Here is a 15,816-nt window from a genome sequence, read left to right on the forward strand (position 1 = left end):
GGCAAAGCCGGGGGATTACCTTATTTATTTAATCTTCTAGCCAGTGTGGATGGGCGATCACCCGCTCCCCGGCGCCTTCTCCATGCAGCGCCAGCAGCACCGCCAGCGCTCGCATTCCGGGGCGATAGTCGGTGAGATCCGGTATCGGATGACGGCGACCATAAGCGGCGATGAAGGCATCGCGGTGGCCGGCGTTTTCCAGCAGCAGTTCTAGCAGGCAGAGATCCAGCTCCAGCGGCGCCCACACCAGCGCTTCCCAGTCGCTCCATAGCCAGTCCGTCGCGCCTTCGAGAAATTGATCGCTGCGCAGATCCGGCAGGCACCAGACGCTCTTCGCGGGCTGCGGCCAGCTCGGCATGTGGCCTATCCAGTCGCGCCGGGGGTGATTCTCCACGAAAGCGCGAGCACGCTCCGGCCAACTCGACAGCGGCGAGATGTCACCAACTGGGTGACCAAACCCCGGCTGTGCCTCCTGGTGCAGTAGCGCCAGTTGATCGCCGAGTCGCGCGGCCAACGTCTCGCTCATTACAGGCGGGGCGGCATGACGCCATGGCAGGCTCCAGAGCGGCGCCTGCTGCAGCCGGTCGAGGAACGTCATCGGCAGCGGCGCCATCGGCAAATGGGGTGGCAGCCACCCCGGCACGCGGGTCAGGGCCTCGGGAACTTGCCAACGGTCGAACCCGAACAGCTGCTGGATACCCCACCAGAAACCGTCGTTTGCGGGCGATCTCCTCGCCAACTTCAGCAACTGCGGGGAAAGCTCTTCGCTACGCCACAGCCAGTTGGCGCTGTCCGGCCAGCGTAGCGCCAACGGCGTCAGCGACTTGCCCGTCAACGCTGTCATGCGCCGGGTGAGTTCGTCATCCGCGCGGATCGCAAGGTCTCGCATCGTCAATGCACTTCGTCCTTGTGTCGGTCCGATCATCGCCGGTGGGCAGGCGGTGATGGTCGGCGTACAATCGCAGGCACTGGATAGGGGTGCCCATGCGACGGGCTGAGAGTGCGGTATGCACAACCCTTGAACCTGAACCGGCTAATACCGGCGGAGGAAATGCCAGCAGTTCTCGCATGACTTCGCCCGGCCCCGATGGGAGTTGTCATGCCACCACCCGGACTCATCGTCCGCCAGGCTTCGCTGACCTTCGGCGATCGCCCGTTGTTCCACGGGCTTCAGGCCCGGTTCGATGCGGGCAGCTGGACCTGCCTGCTCGGTCGCAGCGGCAGCGGCAAGAGTTCCTTGCTGCGCATGATCGCCAGCCTGAGACTGCCTGACAACCATCATCTCGATCTCGCTACCAGCGACGGCGCGCCGTTGGCGGGCCGTCTCGCCTGGATGGCGCAGCAGGACCTTCTCGTTCCCTGGCAGCGCGTGGTGGATAACGTGATGCTGGGTGCGCATTGGCGAGGGCGACCCAAGCCCGAGGATCGCCAGCATGCCGAGCGCCTGCTGGACCAGGTCGGTCTCGCCGACAAAGCCGGCCAGTGGCCGGACGAACTCTCCGGCGGGCAACGCCAGCGCGTCGCCCTCGCCCGCACGCTGTTCGAGGATGCCAGCGTCGTCCTGATGGACGAACCCTTCTCGGCGGTCGACGCCATTACCCGGCTGGAGCTGCATGACCTTGCCAGCCGGCTCCTGGCCGACCGCACGGTAATCATGGTGACGCACGATCCGCTCGAGGCGCTGCGCCTGGCCGATCGAATCCTGATCCTGCAGGGTGAGCCCGCCCACCTGGTATCGATACCCGTGCCCGAAGGCGCTCGCCCGCGCCCGCTCGACAATGTCGACCTGCAGCGTCGTCAGGCCGAGCTCGTCACTCGGCTGCAGGAGTCGGCACATGCTTGAGAAGATTGCACCGGGCCGACTCGTTCGCCCCGTGGGGGCGCTCGTCGTCCTTGTTGCCATCTGGCAGTTGGTACTGATGCTGACCGGCGTGCCACGCTACATCCTGCCCTCGCCGACGGCCGTCGGTAGCGCGCTGATCGAACAGCGCGCGTTGCTTGCTCATCATGCCGGCATCACCGCCATCGAGATAGTGGCCGGGCTGATCGGCGGCATCCTGCTGGGGCTGGCAACGGCGCTGGCGCTGGCTCGCTTCCGCGCCCTGCGCCGCACGCTACTGCCCCTATTGCTGATCAGTCAGGCCATCCCGCTGTTCGCGCTGGCGCCAATCCTGATGCTGTGGCTCGGTTACGGCCTGGGCCCGAAGATTCTGATGGCCATGGTCATCATCTACTTTCCGGTCGCGTCGACCGGCTACGACGGGCTGCGGCAGACACCACAAGGCTGGCTCGATCTGGCCCGCACCTTCGGGCTGAGCCGGCGCCAGCAGCTGCTGAAGGTGCAACTGCCGGCCGCCCTGCCGTCGCTCGCTTCCGGGCTGCGGATGGCAGCCAGCGCGGCGCCGATCGGCGCGGTGATCGGTGAGTGGGTCGGCTCCAGCCAGGGGCTGGGCTACTTGATGCTCAATGCCAATGCACGGTTGCAGATCGACCTGATGTTTGCCGCTCTGGTCGTGCTCGTGGCGTTTGCCGTCCTGCTCTACTTCGGCGTCGATGCGGCATTGAGGCTGTCGATGCCCTGGCACCGGGATCGCGTGGAATCCGGGCCTTGAAACGAGATCACACCGGGTCTTTCCAGCGAATCGTATCAACCATGCATGCCTTCATGAATACATCAAAATGACAGGGGAACAAGCAATGGCAACCCAACGTGCAACCCAACGATCGACACTGTGGCGGCGCGGACTGGCGATGAGCCTGGCGCTGCTGGGCCTGATCCTGGCGACGCCGATCTTGGCGCAGGAAGACGAAGATGCCTTGGCGCCGCCACAGATGATTCCGCTGAGCGTGATGCTCGACTGGTACGTCAATCCGGTTCACGCGCCGATCGTCATCGCCAAGCAGCGCGGGCTGTTCGAGAAACGCGGACTGGATGTCGACATTCAGGCCCCGGCCGATCCCAGCGTCCCGCCCAAGCTGGTCGCCGCCGGGCGGATCGATCTTGCGGTCAGCTATCAGCCGCAGCTGCATTTGCAGGTAGATCAGGGGCTTCCGGTCGTTCGCGTCGGCACACTGATCGCGACGCCGTTGAACGCGTTGCTGGTACGCGCGGATAGCGGTATCGAAGACCTTTCCCAGCTCGCCGGGAAGAAGGTCGGATACTCAGTCGGCGGCGTCGAAGAGGTTCTGCTGTCGGCCATGCTCGAGAACAGCGGCCTGAGCCTGGACGACGTCGACATGGTCAACGTCAATTTTTCGCTGACGCCGGCGCTGATCAGCGAAAAGGTCGACGCCGTCACCGGTGCCTTCCGTAACTTCGAGCCGGCGCAGATGAAACAGGAAGGGGTCGAAGGCAAGGCGTTCTATATCGAGGAACAGGGCGTGCCCACCTACGACGAACTGATCTTCGTCGCCAATCGCGAGACGCTGGACCAGCACCGCGAAGCCGACCGACGCTTCATGGACGCCATCGGCGAGGCGACATCCTGGATCATCAATCATCCGGACGACGCATGGCAGAGTTTCATCGCCTACGATCCGGCGCTGGATACGCCGCTCAACGCGGCCGCCTGGAAAGCCACACTGCCCCGCTTCGCCTTGCGTCCGGCGGCACTCGACAGTAAACGCTACCGCGATTTCGAGGCGTTTTTGCTCGAACGAGGCCAGGTCAAGGCCCAGAGCCCGGTCTCCCGCCTCGCAGTGGATCTCAACGCACCCTAGCGAAAGATCGTCTAGATTGGTGATATGAGTTCAATATCATCGCGTTATGACGCACTGCATTACGACCCGCGGCAGGATCCGACCCAGGCGCTGCCGAGCACGACCGTCGACGACCTCGGGGCATTGCCTGCGCGGCCCGGGGTCTACGTCTTCTTCGGTCAGAATGAACTGCCGCTGTACGTCGGCAAGAGCATCAACATGCGCAGCCGTGTTCGCAGTCACGTGCAGCAGCCGGTTTCCCGTCGCCATGACCAGATGATGGCGCAGACCCGGCGCATCGCGTGGATGCGAACCAGCGGCGACCTGGGCGCTCAGTTGCTGGAGGCCGACCTGATCAAGCGATGGGTGCCGCTCTACAACCGGCAGCTACGCAAGCGTGTACGCATGGTGAGCTGGAACTGGCCCGACGGCGATGATCGCCCGACGCTCACCGACGGCCAATGGGTGGTAACGGCACGGACACGGTTCTACGGCCTGTTTCGGAATCGCCGCGATGCCCAGATGACGCTCCGGGACATCGCCAACGACGAATCGCTGTGTCTGCGTGTCCTGGGGCTGGAAACCGGACAGGGACGCTGCTTCGGCTATCAGATCGGCCGCTGCCTCGGCGCCTGCTGCGGGATGGAAAGCCTGGAAGCGCATACCCAGCGAGCGCGGAATGCCATGGAGAAACTGCGCATCGAGAACTGGCCCTGGCCCGGCCGCGTCGCCTTCAGGGAAAGCGATCGTCAGGGCGAGGTCGGCCTGCACATCGTCGATCACTGGCACTATCAAGGCAGTGTCGAACGACTCGATGATCTGGACACCTTGCCTGACACTCTCGGTTTCGATATCGATACCTATCGTATCCTCAATCGTTTCATCTCGTCCGATGACGCAGGTATCGAGCCGATCCCAATCGATGGCGGAGTCGACCCGTTATAGAACCGAGCCGACATGACGACGGGTCGCTAGGAAGCGGCGGTGAAGCGATTCACGGCATCGCGGAACGCCTCCGGCTGTTCGGCGTGAAGCCAGTGGCCGGCGCCTTCCAGGGTCTGCCATTCGACGTTGGGCATGATTGCTGCGACCGCGTCGCGATGACGATCCAGAACGTAGTGCGAGTCACCGCCACGAATCAGCAAGGCCGGACCTTCGAAGGGCTGATCGCCATCGGGCGGTGCGATGATGTCCTCGTACCCCGCGCCGATCTCGTCGAGCCCGACCCGCCAGCGCATGACGCCATCGTCGCCGCGCACCAGATTGGTCGCCAGAAACTGACGCGTGGGCGCGCTCTCGATCTCTTCTTCCATTATCGCCGCGGCTTCGCGACGGGATGTCGGCTGCCCCGTCTCGACCCGACGCATCGCCGCGAAGATCTCGTCGTGGCCGTGCTCGTACGCCACCGGCGCGATGTCGGCGACGATCAGATGCGCCACCCGCGCGGAATGAAGCCGTGCCAGCGTCATCGCGACCTTGCCGCCCATCGAATGCCCCAGCAGGTCGAAGCGTTCGACATCGAGCTCGTCCAGCAACGCGACGACATCGGACGCCATCGCCGCGTATCGCATCCCCTCGACGTGAGGCGAGCGGCCATGATTGCGCAGGTCGACGGCGATCACGCGTCGATCGACCTGCCACTGCTTGATGTGGGAGCGCCAGTTGTCGGCGCTACCGAACAGCCCGTGCAGCACGACCAGCGGAATCGCGGTATCGACGCTCTCCGCGACGCCGGTATCGATACAGTGAAGTTGCAACGTCATCCCTCCTGAAATCCAATCCGGCGGCTCGAGAGGCCGCCAGGTCGGTCAAGGATAACAAAACCCGGGACTCGACTCCGCCCCTACGCGGGCAGACGCCGTCAGCGCTCGATGACCTGCGCTGCGCGACGACAATCGGCGACGGCTATCCTCGCTGGCGCGACAAGCCAGGAAGATTGAGCCGATCCCCCTGCGTCAGCAGGCGACGTCCCAGGTAGGCCAGCAGAACGCCGTACAGCGGCAGGAAGAAGATCAGGCTGATTGACAGCTTCACCGCGTAGTCGAACCAGGCGATCTCCACCCAGTGCTCACGCATGAACGGATCGGGGCCCTGCCAGAAGGCGATGGCGAAGAACGCGAAGGTATCCGCCAGGTTGCCGAGAATCGTGGAGAGCGTCGGCGCGACCCACCAGGCGCGGAGCCGGCGCAGCCGGTCGAACACGTGAATGTCGAGCAGCTGGCCCAGCACGTAAGCCATGAAACTGGCCAGCGCGATTCGACCGACGAACAGGTTCCACTGGGCCAGCGCCTCCACTCCCTGAAACCGGCCCTGCTGAAACAGCACCGACACGGCATAGGAGATCAATAGCGCGGGCACCATGACCCTGGCGATGATCCTTCTTGCCGGCGCCTTGCCGAACAATCGGACCGTCAGGTCGGTGGCCAGGAAAATGAACGGAAAGCTGAACGCCCCCCAGGTGGTATGGAGCCCCCATAGGGTGAACGGCAGCTGGACCAGATAGTTGCTGGCAGTAATCACCAGCACGTGGAAGCTGACCAGCCACAGCAGGGCGAGTCGGCGTTGTCGATTGTCGAGTGTCAACATGAGAGACCTTTTTCGTTTGCCGTAGCTCTCATTTTCAAAGAGCTATTACCGGAGTTGGCCGAGGGGTTAGGGAACCCTCTGAATGGCGATGGTGGCCGGATGGCTTGAAGCGGGCGCCGATTATAGGGACTCCCGACTGCGATCACCAGCCGCCCGGGAGATACGCGCCAAAAAGCATTGTAACGTTCAGTTACATCACGCTAATATCAGCAATGACTGAACAGCGGGTTCAGTGTAGGCGATCCGCCAACGCGCACGCGGAATTTCACGATGACGACAATGATTACCCCACTCGGCGACCACCAGATCGGTCCTGCCACTGCGACTCTCAAAGCGATCGCCAATGAGAGCCGATTGCGTATTCTTTGCCTGCTGATGCAGGGTGAGCATTCCGTTAGTCAGATCAATAGAGAAATGACGCTGAGCCAATCGGCGCTATCACAGCATCTTGCCGTTCTGCGCCAGGAAGGCCTGGTAACGACCCGCCGCAGCTCGCAGGTGATCTACTACTCGCTCCACGGCGACGTCGCCGAGCGCCTGATCCAGACGCTCGGCAAACTGGATATCGCCTGAGCCGCTTTCGCCCGGCTTGCCTATTGCCGGGCGGTGCCGAGCGGGTCAGCGGCGCTGCCAGCGCAGATCCTCGACCCGCTGGAGAATATGGTCCACGCTTCTTTCCAGACCGCTCTCCATGCCTTTACCCAGTTTGCTTATCAGGCCAGAACGTGATGCCAGCGCCACATTGAGCACGCGTGCCTGCTGGCGCTGCTTTTCCAGCAGATAGGCGTCACTGGTTCCCACTGCATCGATCAGGCCGGCGTCGAGCGCCTCGCTGCCATACCAGATCTCCCCTGTCGCGACGGCCTCGATATCCAGGTTGGGCCGCCGCTGGGCCACGTAATGCTTGAAGAGGTCGTGGGTGGACTCGAGATCCTCGAGAAACTTGGCACGCCCCTCTTCGCTGTTTTCGCCCAGCACCGTCAACGTGCGCTTGTAGCGCCCGGCGGTCAGCAGCTCGACATCCACATCGTGCTTCTTGAGCAGCCGATGGACATTGGGTATCTGCGCCACGACGCCGATCGAGCCGATGACCGCGAACGGGGCGGCGATCAGGTGATCGGCACAACACGCCATCATGTAGCCGCCGCTGGCCGCGACCTTGTCCACGCATACGGTCAGGCGGGCACCGGCATCACGAAGGCGATCCAGCTGCGCCGCGGCGAGGCCATAGCTGTGCACCAGGCCACCCCCGGACTGTAGACGTAACACGATCTCGTCTCCGTCCTTGATCTCTTCCAGCAGCAGCGACACCAGCTCGGCCAACGCCGGCGTTCCGGAAGCTTTCAGATCGCCCTCGAAATCGAGCACCCAGACACGCTCGGCTTCGCGTTTCGCCTCTTGCTTGTGGGCCAGTTTGGAAGACTTCCGCATCTGCTTGGCCAACCGGCGTCGGCCCGCCTTGGGCACCGCCGCCAGATGCAGCTGACGACGCCGACGCTGAAAACGCTCGTCCAGCTCGACGACCTTCAGTGTCGATCCGGCGCTGCCCTGCCCCTTGCGACGCCCATGGGCGATCAGCATCAGAATCACACCGAGGGCGATCACCAGTGTCGCCGTCTTGGCGAGAAAGAGACCGTAGTCGGCCAACCATTCGATCACGTCATACTCCTTGTTCTAGCCAGTCATGATCCTGGCCGTTCATCGTTCTAACCATTCACGGCCCCGGCCGTTCACTATCCGTTCAAATTGCCGTCGCTGCTGGATCGAGATTCGCAGGGCTCGGAACATTCCCGTTCTCGACAGAGGCATCGAAGAAAATCGCCTTCCCCGCTTCCACCGCTTGCATGGCAATAGCGGCGATGATTTGCTTAGCGCTTCTGTTACAGGAGACATCATCATGGATGACGACCAGTTGATCGCCAAACTTCGTGCCCGGTTCGATACCGAGGCTGCCGAGACGGTTTCGGCCGTCTATCAGTTCGATCTCGACGATGTCGACGACTACCACATGACGATCGATCATGGCTCGCTCGACATCCAGCCGGGGCGCCACCCCGAGCCCAGCGTCACCATCTCGAGCGATACCACCACGCTCATGAAACTGGTGAGAAAGGAACTCAATGCCATGCAGGCGCTGCTGACCGGCAAGGTGAAGGTCAAGGGAGACATCGGCCTTGCCAGCCGGCTCCCCAAGCTGTTCGGAAAATCCGCCGTCTGAACCGATACGTTCAGCGTATGGCGACCGCCCCGCGATGTGTCTCGATCAACTGCCGTGAAATCGAATAGGTTGGCGGCAGTTGAGGTAGTTTTTCCGGGGTGAACCAGGCCGCGTCGACGATTTCCTCGCCGTCGATCCGTATTCGACGACTGGCCGCCTCGGCGAAGAACCCCATCATCAACGAATGCGGGAACGGCCAGGACTGGCTCTTGAAGAAACTCACCCGTCCCACCTCGACGCCGACCTCTTCCATCACTTCCCGCCGCACGGCCGCTTCCACCGACTCTCCAGGTTCGATGAAACCCGCCAGCGTCGAGTAGCGCTGCGGTGGGAATCGCGGGCTGCGCGCCAGTAGCATGTCCCTGCCGTGCGTCACCAGCGTGATGATGCAAGGCGAAATACGGGGATAACCGCGCAGGCCGCAGTTGTCGCACTGCATGGCAAACTCGTGGGACAGCCGCCGCGTGGCGTGACCGCAACGGCCGCAGAAGCGATGATCCCGCTCCCACCGTGTCACCTGCAGCGCGGTCGCCAGCAGCTCGCTTTCCGAGGCCGACGCCTGTGCCAGCCAGTCGCGAAACGGCGGCCAGTCTTCGCCGTCTGTCTCGACCACCACGGCCACCGGCTCGCCGTGCCAGTATCCCAGCCGCAGCGCCTGTTCGGGCCATCGTTCGCAATAGACGAGCATGCTGCCGGATTCAGCCCGCGCAACCCCGCTCTCGCCCATGCGCAGCAACCAGCCGCCGACGACATCCATCGGCGGTATCTCGCGGTGTAGCATCAGTGTTGGGTCTCCGGCATTTCCAGGGCATCCCATTGGCACTGCCCGGCCGATTGGCGGATCTGCTCGAGCCGCTGCTGGTGAGCCTGCCACTCGGCTTCGCTCGGCTTGAGCACCGCCAGCGGCACGCCGTTTCGTTCGACCCGACGCATGCCGCTGGCAGCGCCGGGCGCGCGGTCATCACCGTCGTCGTTACCGGCGAGCGACAATGCGGTCTGCCCCCCGGTCATGGCCAGGTAGACCTCAGCCAGGATCTCGGAGTCCAACAGCGCCCCGTGCAGTACGCGCTGGCCGTTGTCGATATCGTAACGCTTGCACAGTGCATCGAGACTGTTGCGCTGCCCCGGATGCATCTTCCGAGCCATCTTCAGCGTATCCAGCACGCTGCAATGCTCGGCCACGGGGCCGAGCACCGGCTCGCCACGCACCGCCTTCAGCAGTTTGAACTCGTGATCGAAGAAGCCGACATCGAACGGCGCATTGTGAATGACCAGCTGCGCGCCGCGCATGAATTCCCACAGCTCGTCGGCGATCTGGGCAAACACGGGCTCGTTGGCGACTCGTTCGTTGGTGATGCCGTGGATCTCGACGGCTTCCGCCTCGATATCCCGCTCCGGATTGACGTACTGATGATAGGTGCGCCCGGTAAAACGGCGATTGATCAGTTCGATGCCGCCGATCTCAATGATGCGATGGCCTTCTCGCGGGTCGATACCGGTCGTTTCCGTATCCATGACGATTTGGCGCATACGTTTTCCTCGCTTGTGCCTGGCGGCAGTCATTCGTGTTTTGACGACAGGATCACGACTTATGGTGTTCGGACCGCTGCATGAAAGACCAGATTATCGTGCCGAAGACCGACGCTTTGCGATGACTTCGTCGATCGCCTCGTTGACCAGCCGATCGGCGGCCTCGTTTCCCTCATGGCCGCTGTGACCCTTGACCCAGTGCCACTCGATGGCGTGGCGATGCGTTTCGGCAAGCAGTTCCCGCCAGAGTTCCGCATTCTTGACCGGCTGCTTGGCCGCGGTCTTCCAGCCGCGTTTCTGCCAACCGTGTATCCATTCGGTGATGCCCTTGCGAACGTACTGGGAATCCGTCCACAGCGCGACGCGGCAGGGCCGGTCCAGCGCACGCAGGGCCTGGATCGCCGCCATCAGCTCCATGCGATTGTTGGTGGTTTCGGCCTCGCCGCCCTTCATCGGCTTCTCGTGTCGACCGGAGACCAGCAACGCCCCCCAGCCGCCGGGGCCGGGATTGCCGCGGCAACCTCCGTCGGTATAGATGGTCACGGCGGGCATCGTCGGCGATTCGGAATTCGGAGCTGGCAAGACGGACTCTCTTCTGGTGATAACGCTTCTGGTGATGACACTTCTGGTGATGACGCTTCTGGTCTTCTGGTGATGACGGCTGTCTATGATGTCAGGCGGTCGTGGAGCTCAGGCAGTCGTCTGCGGAGATCTAGCGGGTGCTTCATCCTGGCGCTCGGCATGGTCACGTTTCGACGAGAGACTCACGTTTCGACGAGCGACACGGCTCGCCTGCCGTTCCCGGCGTCAGCGGCGCCGCAGCGTCGGCCGCTATGCGGCCCGCGGCCTGCATCGACGTTCGATTCGATGTCTGACAACCGTGATGACCGGTCGGCCGGGTCTCCCTGGCCAGCCCCAGCCAGGCGCCGGACTTGCCGCCACCGAGTACCGGGTCGCGCAGCTTGATCGGCTGGACGGGAATACTGCGCCGGCTTGCTACCACCAGATAGGCCGAGGACAGCGGCAGGTTGTAGCGGCGCCCGAGCGTCTCCAGACGGTCGCTGCCCAGCGCGCGGCCGGGCAACCTAAAACCGCAATAGTCTACCCGCTCGATCTCGAAGTCGACAAACGTCAGCCAGTCCCGCAGGCGCGCTGGCGTTCGCCACTGGTGCTGCCACGGCGCGGGGTGATAGCGCCGGCGCAGGCCGGTCGGCCCGAAGGGATGCCAGCCGAATATCACCAGACGACCGTCGTCACGCGTCACGCGAGCCGCTTCCTGCAGAACGTGGTGAGGTTGGTCCACAGCCTCCAGCAGGTGATGCAACACCACCAGGTCGACGCTATCGTCGGCGAGCGGCAGGCTGCCGGGCAGGCAGACCAGGCAGTTCTCGGTGCGAACGAGTTCGGTGGAAGGCGCCCAGTCGAGCGAATGGCGAATCGGGCACATGTCGCTCATCAACGGTGCCATGCCCAGTTGCAGGCTCACCATGCCGCGATGCTGCTCGCAATGCGGCCCCAGGCAGGCGCGCTCGGCACGCCACAGCGCCTGTCCGGGCGGCGATGCCCAGAACCGGCGCCCCTGGCGGACGGCTGCCTGCAGGCTTTGATCCGGCGGCGAGATTGACACGGACGGCTTTACTCCCCAAGGTTATCGCTTTTTGGACGGCAGCCCGCCGCTGAACCTGACGGCGTGAAGGCAGGCAATCCCTTGCGGGAACCCGCGCGTGCTGCACGAGGTCAGACCAACGGCTCGACCCTCGATACCCGAATCCACAGACGAACCTGCCGGAGAAGAATGCCACATGTTGACCGTGAAGCCGATTCCCGCGTTCCAGGACAACTACATCTGGCTGCTGCGCCAGGACTCGCAGGAGCGCGTCGCTGTCGTCGACCCCGGTGACGCCCAGCCCGTCATTGCCTGGCTGGAACAGGAAAACCTGACGCTCGACACCATCCTGATCACCCACCACCATCAGGACCACACGGGCGGGCTGAAGGAACTGATCGAGCGCTACGCTCCCACGGTCTACGGCCCCGCCAGCGACGCTATCTCCGGCATCGACCATCGCGTCGGTGAAGGTGACGAATGTCGCGTTCTGGGGCGCCGCTTCGAAGTCTACGCCGTCCCCGGCCACACACTGGATCATATCGCCTTCTATGCCCCCGGCACACCAGGGCTTTTGTTTGCCGGTGATACGCTCTTCTCAGGCGGTTGCGGGCGCTTGTTCGAAGGCTCCCCCGAGCAGATGCGCAACTCGCTGGCAAAACTCGACGCACTGCCGGAAGACACCCTGGTGTTTGCCGCCCACGAATATACCCTCGCCAATCTGGCTTTCGCCGCGGCCGCCGAGCCCGACAACGCCGTTCGCGACGCCTACCGGCGCGAGTGCCAGACCGCCCGCGATCTGGATCGGCCCACGCTGCCGACCACGCTGGGCCGCGAACGCCAGATCAACCCTTTCCTGCGCGTCGACGAGCCAGGCCTGCGCGAGACATTGCGTGAGCAAGGACCCGTCGATGACAGCATGGCCGCCTTTGCCACGCTGCGCGCATGGAAGGATCGTTTCTAGCATCGCAGAGCGAGACGACGTGATTCGCTGTCGACCTGTCCACTGCGGTGACCGTGTTACCAAGGATCTTGAACGAATGAATTTCCCACCGAGGCGCCGCCATGTCTTCGTCGGCCTTGCCGGTAGTCTGCTGCTGTCCGCGCTTCCCGTGGCCGCCATGGCAAAAACGGCGCCGGAGGCCGCAAGCGGCGCTTCACAACGTACCTTCTGGTCTTCGCTGGTGCTCCAGGAGCGTCGAGCGCCCGATGTCTGGAACCGCCTGCGCAAAGGGTTCCGGATGTCCCACGAGACGGCCAACCCCCGCGTGGCCGAGTGGCTGGCGTGGTATCGCGAGCACCCACAGCACGTCGAGCAAGTGGCGGAACAGGCCAAGCCCTGGCTTCGCTGGGTCACCCGGCGACTGGAGGCCCATCAGTTACCCAGCGAGATCGCGCTACTGCCCTTCATCGAAAGCGGCTACGACCCGACGGCCACCAATCCGGGCGGGGCAGCGGGCCTCTGGCAGTTCATGCCTGGCACCGGTGACGCCATGGGCCTGTCGCGCACGGCCTGGTACGACGGCCGCCACGACGTGGTCGCCGCCACCGACGCTGCCATGAACTACATCCGGCAACAGGCCGACCGCTGGTATGACGGTGACATGCTGCTGGCGCTGGCCGCCTACAACGCGGGCGCCGGCACCGTAAATGCCGCCCGAAACGCCGCGGCCAATCGCGGCGACCCGATCGACTACTGGCACCTGCGCCTGCCCGCGGAGACCATGGCGTACATTCCGCGCCTGCTGGCGCTATCCGAGGTGATCGCCGAGCCGGAACAGTACGGCGTGGCGCTGCCCTCGATTCCCGACAAGACCCAGTTCGCCCAGGTCGATACCGGCGGCCCGCTGACGCTGTCGATGGCAGCGGACCTCGCCGGCGTCGACCCGCAGACGCTGCGCGACCTGAACCCCGGCTTCAAGCGGGCATCGACGCGCCCGCGGGACGACGCCAGCCTGCTGGTACCCGCGGCAGCGAAGCAGCGCTTTCTCGCCAACCTGGCAACGCTACCCGCCGCGGAGCGTACGGCGCTCAACCGCTACGTGGTTCGTCGCGGCGACACTCTCTCCGCCATTGCCGCACGCTTCGGCGCCAGCGTCGGCGAAATCCGTCGCGAAAACGGCCTCGAGGGAAGCATCATTCGTATCGGACAGACGCTTTCCGTGCCCGCCACGACATTGGCGCAGAACGGCGATCGTCGGTAGCGGTTCTCGTCGATCGCGCTTTGACAGGGCAGCGTTTAGCGGTACAACGATTCACAACGTCTGGCGTCCACACGGGCGCTCGCACCGAGATGAAGGATATCGAAAATGGCTGGATTCCGATGGCTCCTGGCTGCTGCCGCGCTGGCGCTGACCATACCGCTGTCGGCGCCGGTCAGCGCCCAGCCGACACAAACGCCGGGGCAGAGCGCTGACGTCCCCACCGTGCATGCCATCGCGCTCTATGACGATCCGGCGCTGCCCGCCGACTTCGACCACCTGCCCTACGCCAACCCCGCCGCCCCCAAGGGCGGGACGCTGCGCCGGGCGGCCAACGGCAGCTTCGATTCCACCAATCCCTTCATCATCCAGGGCACGCCTGCCGACGGCCTCAACCAGATCTACGACACGCTGATGGAATCCAGCGCCGACGAACCTTTCACCATGTATGGGCTCCTGGCCGGCGGCATCCGGCTCGATCCCGACCGTCACTGGATGGAGATCGATATCCGGCCCGAGGCGCGCTTCCACGATGGCGCGCCAGTCACCGCCGAGGACGTGGTGTTCAGCTTCCGGCTGCTCCGCGACAAGGGCTCGCCCTTCTATCGCGCCTACTACGCCAGTGTCGAATCGGCTTCGGCGCTCAGCGAACGCACCGTGCGGTTCACGTTTTCCAACAACCAGTCGCGGGAGCTGCCGCTGATCCTGGGACAATTGCCGGTACTCCCCAAGCACTACTGGCAGGACAGGGATTTCACCAAACCGACCCTCGACAAGCTCCTGGGCTCCGGCCCTTACGAGATCGACGAAGTCGACCCCGGCCGGCGTATCGTCTATCGGCGCGTCGACGACTACTGGGGGCGGAATCTGCCGCTCAATCGCGGGCGCTACAATATCGACCGGCTGGTCTACGACTACTTCCGCGATCAGTCGGTAGCACTGGAGGCGTTTCTTGCCGGCGCGCTGGACATGCGCATCGAAAGCAGCGCCAAGAACTGGGCGACCGCCTACGATACGCCGGCCGTCGAGGACGGCGCGATCCAGCGGGTGATCGTGCCGGACGGCCAGCCGGCGGGAATGCAGGGTTACGTGTTCAATACGCGCCGCGACAAGCTATCGGATCCTCGTGTGCGCCGAGCGCTGGGGCTGGCGTTCGATTTCGACTGGCTCAACCACCATCTTTTCTACGGGGCCTACCAGCGCACCGAGAGCTTTTTCCAGAATTCGGAGATGGCCGCAACCGGGCTGCCCAGCGACGGCGAGCTTGAATTGCTGGCACCCTATCGCGACCAGCTGCCCGCCGCCGTATTCGACCAGCCCCTGCCGATGCCCCACCCGGAGGCGCTGCGTCCGCGTCTGCGTCAGGCGCTCGAACTGCTGCGCGAGGCCGGCTACGACGTCCGCGACGGCAAGCTGGTGAACCTCGAGACGGGCCGGCCTTTCACGCTGGAGTTTTTGCTCTACGACAGCCAGTGGGAGCGCATCACCCAGCCGTTCATACGCAATCTGGAGCGGCTCGGCATCGAGAGCAAGATCCGCGTGGTCGACGTCAACCAGTATCTCGACCGCCTGCGCCATTTCCAGTTCGACATGATCGTCGGCAGTTTTCCGCAATCGGCCAATCCCGGTAACGAGCAGCGCGACTTCTGGACCAGCGACTATGCCGACGTGCCCCAGAGCCGCAACCTGGCGGGCGTCCGGGATCCGGTGGTAGACGTCCTGGTCGACGAACTGATCCAGGCCGACGATCGCGAGACGCTGGACACCGCGTCCCAGGCACTCGACCGAGTCCTGCGATGGGGCTTCTACGTGGTACCGCAGTGGAATTTCGACGGCACTCGCGTCGCCGTCTGGGACAAGTTCGATTACCCTCAGCCGTTCCCGCGCTACACGCCCGATTTCACGGTGTGGTGGGTCGACCCCGACCGCGCCCAGGCCATCACCGCGCGCCAGCGCGGCCAGGAGTGATTGCCCGA

General features: G+C 64.0%; 17 protein-coding genes and 1 riboswitch. Of the genes, 9 read left to right on the top strand and 8 right to left on the bottom strand.

Annotated elements, in window-relative coordinates; genetic code table 11:
* Positions 1-28: 28 nt before the first annotated feature.
* A complete protein-coding gene (locus CCD76_RS10190; protein ID WP_087719415.1) occupies positions 29-889 on the bottom strand; it encodes a hypothetical protein in 861 nt (286 codons plus the stop codon).
* Between the two features lie 75 nt (positions 890-964).
* Positions 965-1,068: riboswitch (TPP riboswitch) on the top strand.
* 31 nt (positions 1,069-1,099) lie between these two features.
* Here CCD76_RS10190 and CCD76_RS10195 point away from each other — a divergent pair.
* The 4 genes from CCD76_RS10195 to CCD76_RS10210 all read left to right on the top strand — a co-directional run bounded on the left by CCD76_RS10195 (position 1,100) and on the right by CCD76_RS10210 (position 4,644).
* Positions 1,100-1,843, top strand: coding sequence for an ABC transporter ATP-binding protein (locus CCD76_RS10195; protein WP_087719417.1), 744 nt, complete (start codon positions 1,100-1,102; stop codon positions 1,841-1,843).
* The gene (locus tag CCD76_RS10200) at positions 1,836-2,612 is read left to right on the top strand and encodes an ABC transporter permease (protein ID WP_087719418.1); all 777 of its coding nucleotides are present in this window, start codon (positions 1,836-1,838) and stop codon (positions 2,610-2,612) included. The genes CCD76_RS10195 and CCD76_RS10200 overlap by 8 nt, the downstream gene beginning before the upstream one ends.
* An 85-nt stretch (positions 2,613-2,697) precedes the next feature.
* Positions 2,698-3,720 (top strand): ABC transporter substrate-binding protein, encoded by a 1,023-nt coding sequence (locus CCD76_RS10205; RefSeq protein ID WP_247643241.1) that lies wholly within the window; start codon positions 2,698-2,700, stop codon positions 3,718-3,720.
* A gap of 24 nt (positions 3,721-3,744) precedes the next feature.
* Positions 3,745-4,644, top strand: coding sequence for a hypothetical protein (locus CCD76_RS10210; protein ID WP_087719420.1), 900 nt, complete (start codon positions 3,745-3,747; stop codon positions 4,642-4,644).
* A 26-nt stretch (positions 4,645-4,670) separates the two neighbouring features.
* On the opposite strand, the gene CCD76_RS10215 is transcribed toward CCD76_RS10210, so the two are convergent.
* Both CCD76_RS10215 and CCD76_RS10220 read right to left on the bottom strand, forming a co-directional pair.
* Entirely contained in the window at positions 4,671-5,462 is a 792-nt protein-coding gene (locus tag CCD76_RS10215; protein WP_087719421.1) for an alpha/beta fold hydrolase, read from the bottom strand.
* Between the two features lie 142 nt (positions 5,463-5,604).
* Positions 5,605-6,285, bottom strand: coding sequence for a 7-cyano-7-deazaguanine/7-aminomethyl-7-deazaguanine transporter (locus CCD76_RS10220; protein WP_087719423.1), 681 nt, complete (start codon positions 6,283-6,285; stop codon positions 5,605-5,607).
* Between the two features lie 270 nt (positions 6,286-6,555).
* On the opposite strand from CCD76_RS10220, the gene CCD76_RS10225 reads away from it, so the two are divergent.
* Positions 6,556-6,858: an ArsR/SmtB family transcription factor gene (locus tag CCD76_RS10225; protein WP_071231228.1), complete on the top strand. Its 303-nt coding sequence runs from the start codon at positions 6,556-6,558 to the stop codon at positions 6,856-6,858.
* Between the two features lie 45 nt (positions 6,859-6,903).
* Here the strand turns inward: CCD76_RS10225 and sohB are convergent, their stop codons facing one another.
* Positions 6,904-7,944 carry a protease SohB gene (gene sohB, locus CCD76_RS10230; protein WP_087719424.1) on the bottom strand — a complete coding sequence of 347 codons (1,041 nt, stop codon included), beginning with the start codon at positions 7,942-7,944 and terminating at the stop codon, positions 6,904-6,906.
* A 238-nt stretch (positions 7,945-8,182) separates the two neighbouring features.
* Between sohB and CCD76_RS20055 the strand changes: the two genes are divergently transcribed.
* On the top strand, positions 8,183-8,503 hold the full coding sequence (locus CCD76_RS20055; protein ID WP_179208896.1) for an SCP2 sterol-binding domain-containing protein: 321 nt from the start codon (positions 8,183-8,185) through the stop codon (positions 8,501-8,503).
* A 10-nt stretch (positions 8,504-8,513) separates the two neighbouring features.
* Here the strand turns inward: CCD76_RS20055 and nudC are convergent, their stop codons facing one another.
* The 4 genes from nudC to CCD76_RS10255 form a co-directional block, all read right to left on the bottom strand.
* Positions 8,514-9,284, bottom strand: coding sequence for an NAD(+) diphosphatase (gene nudC / locus CCD76_RS10240; protein WP_087719427.1), 771 nt, complete (start codon positions 9,282-9,284; stop codon positions 8,514-8,516).
* Positions 9,284-10,033 (bottom strand): DNA polymerase III subunit epsilon, encoded by a 750-nt coding sequence (dnaQ, locus tag CCD76_RS10245; RefSeq protein ID WP_071231232.1) that lies wholly within the window; start codon positions 10,031-10,033, stop codon positions 9,284-9,286. The genes nudC and dnaQ overlap by 1 nt, the downstream gene beginning before the upstream one ends.
* Before the next feature lie 93 nt (positions 10,034-10,126).
* Positions 10,127-10,585, bottom strand: coding sequence for a ribonuclease HI (gene rnhA, locus CCD76_RS10250; RefSeq protein WP_071231233.1), 459 nt, complete (start codon positions 10,583-10,585; stop codon positions 10,127-10,129).
* A 193-nt stretch (positions 10,586-10,778) separates the two neighbouring features.
* Complete coding sequence (locus CCD76_RS10255) at positions 10,779-11,660, bottom strand: class I SAM-dependent methyltransferase (protein WP_087719429.1); 882 nt, start codon at positions 11,658-11,660, stop codon at positions 10,779-10,781.
* Between the two features lie 175 nt (positions 11,661-11,835).
* On the opposite strand from CCD76_RS10255, the gene gloB reads away from it, so the two are divergent.
* The 3 genes from gloB to CCD76_RS10270 all read left to right on the top strand — a co-directional run bounded on the left by gloB (position 11,836) and on the right by CCD76_RS10270 (position 15,808).
* Positions 11,836-12,603 carry a hydroxyacylglutathione hydrolase gene (gloB, locus tag CCD76_RS10260; RefSeq protein WP_087719430.1) on the top strand — a complete coding sequence of 256 codons (768 nt, stop codon included), beginning with the start codon at positions 11,836-11,838 and terminating at the stop codon, positions 12,601-12,603.
* Positions 12,604-12,679: 76 nt separating this feature from the next.
* Positions 12,680-13,843 (top strand): transglycosylase SLT domain-containing protein, encoded by a 1,164-nt coding sequence (locus CCD76_RS10265; RefSeq protein ID WP_179208897.1) that lies wholly within the window; start codon positions 12,680-12,682, stop codon positions 13,841-13,843.
* A gap of 105 nt (positions 13,844-13,948) precedes the next feature.
* Positions 13,949-15,808 carry an extracellular solute-binding protein gene (locus CCD76_RS10270; RefSeq protein WP_087719434.1) on the top strand — a complete coding sequence of 620 codons (1,860 nt, stop codon included), beginning with the start codon at positions 13,949-13,951 and terminating at the stop codon, positions 15,806-15,808.
* Positions 15,809-15,816: the final 8 nt, after the last annotated feature.

This window comes from Salinicola salarius, assembly GCF_002179555.1.
GTDB lineage: Bacteria > Pseudomonadota > Gammaproteobacteria > Pseudomonadales > Halomonadaceae > Salinicola > Salinicola salarius_A.

Excerpts from the sequence above, each read along its gene's own strand:
- CCD76_RS10190 (WP_087719415.1), bottom strand. The coding sequence starts at position 889 with ATGCGAGACCTTGCGATCCGCGCGGATGACGAACTCACCCGGCGCATG.
- CCD76_RS10195 (WP_087719417.1), top strand. The coding sequence starts at position 1,100 with ATGCCACCACCCGGACTCATCGTCCGCCAGGCTTCGCTGACCTTCGGC.
- CCD76_RS10200 (WP_087719418.1), top strand. The coding sequence starts at position 1,836 with ATGCTTGAGAAGATTGCACCGGGCCGACTCGTTCGCCCCGTGGGGGCG.
- CCD76_RS10205 (WP_247643241.1), top strand. The coding sequence starts at position 2,698 with ATGGCAACCCAACGTGCAACCCAACGATCGACACTGTGGCGGCGCGGA.
- CCD76_RS10210 (WP_087719420.1), top strand. The coding sequence starts at position 3,745 with ATGAGTTCAATATCATCGCGTTATGACGCACTGCATTACGACCCGCGG.
- CCD76_RS10215 (WP_087719421.1), bottom strand. The coding sequence starts at position 5,462 with ATGACGTTGCAACTTCACTGTATCGATACCGGCGTCGCGGAGAGCGTC.
- CCD76_RS10220 (WP_087719423.1), bottom strand. The coding sequence starts at position 6,285 with ATGTTGACACTCGACAATCGACAACGCCGACTCGCCCTGCTGTGGCTG.
- CCD76_RS10225 (WP_071231228.1), top strand. The coding sequence starts at position 6,556 with ATGACGACAATGATTACCCCACTCGGCGACCACCAGATCGGTCCTGCC.
- CCD76_RS20055 (WP_179208896.1), top strand. The coding sequence starts at position 8,183 with ATGGATGACGACCAGTTGATCGCCAAACTTCGTGCCCGGTTCGATACC.
- nudC (WP_087719427.1), bottom strand. The coding sequence starts at position 9,284 with ATGCTACACCGCGAGATACCGCCGATGGATGTCGTCGGCGGCTGGTTG.
- dnaQ (WP_071231232.1), bottom strand. The coding sequence starts at position 10,033 with ATGCGCCAAATCGTCATGGATACGGAAACGACCGGTATCGACCCGCGA.
- rnhA (WP_071231233.1), bottom strand. The coding sequence starts at position 10,585 with ATGCCCGCCGTGACCATCTATACCGACGGAGGTTGCCGCGGCAATCCC.
- gloB (WP_087719430.1), top strand. The coding sequence starts at position 11,836 with ATGTTGACCGTGAAGCCGATTCCCGCGTTCCAGGACAACTACATCTGG.
- CCD76_RS10265 (WP_179208897.1), top strand. The coding sequence starts at position 12,680 with ATGAATTTCCCACCGAGGCGCCGCCATGTCTTCGTCGGCCTTGCCGGT.
- CCD76_RS10270 (WP_087719434.1), top strand. The coding sequence starts at position 13,949 with ATGGCTGGATTCCGATGGCTCCTGGCTGCTGCCGCGCTGGCGCTGACC.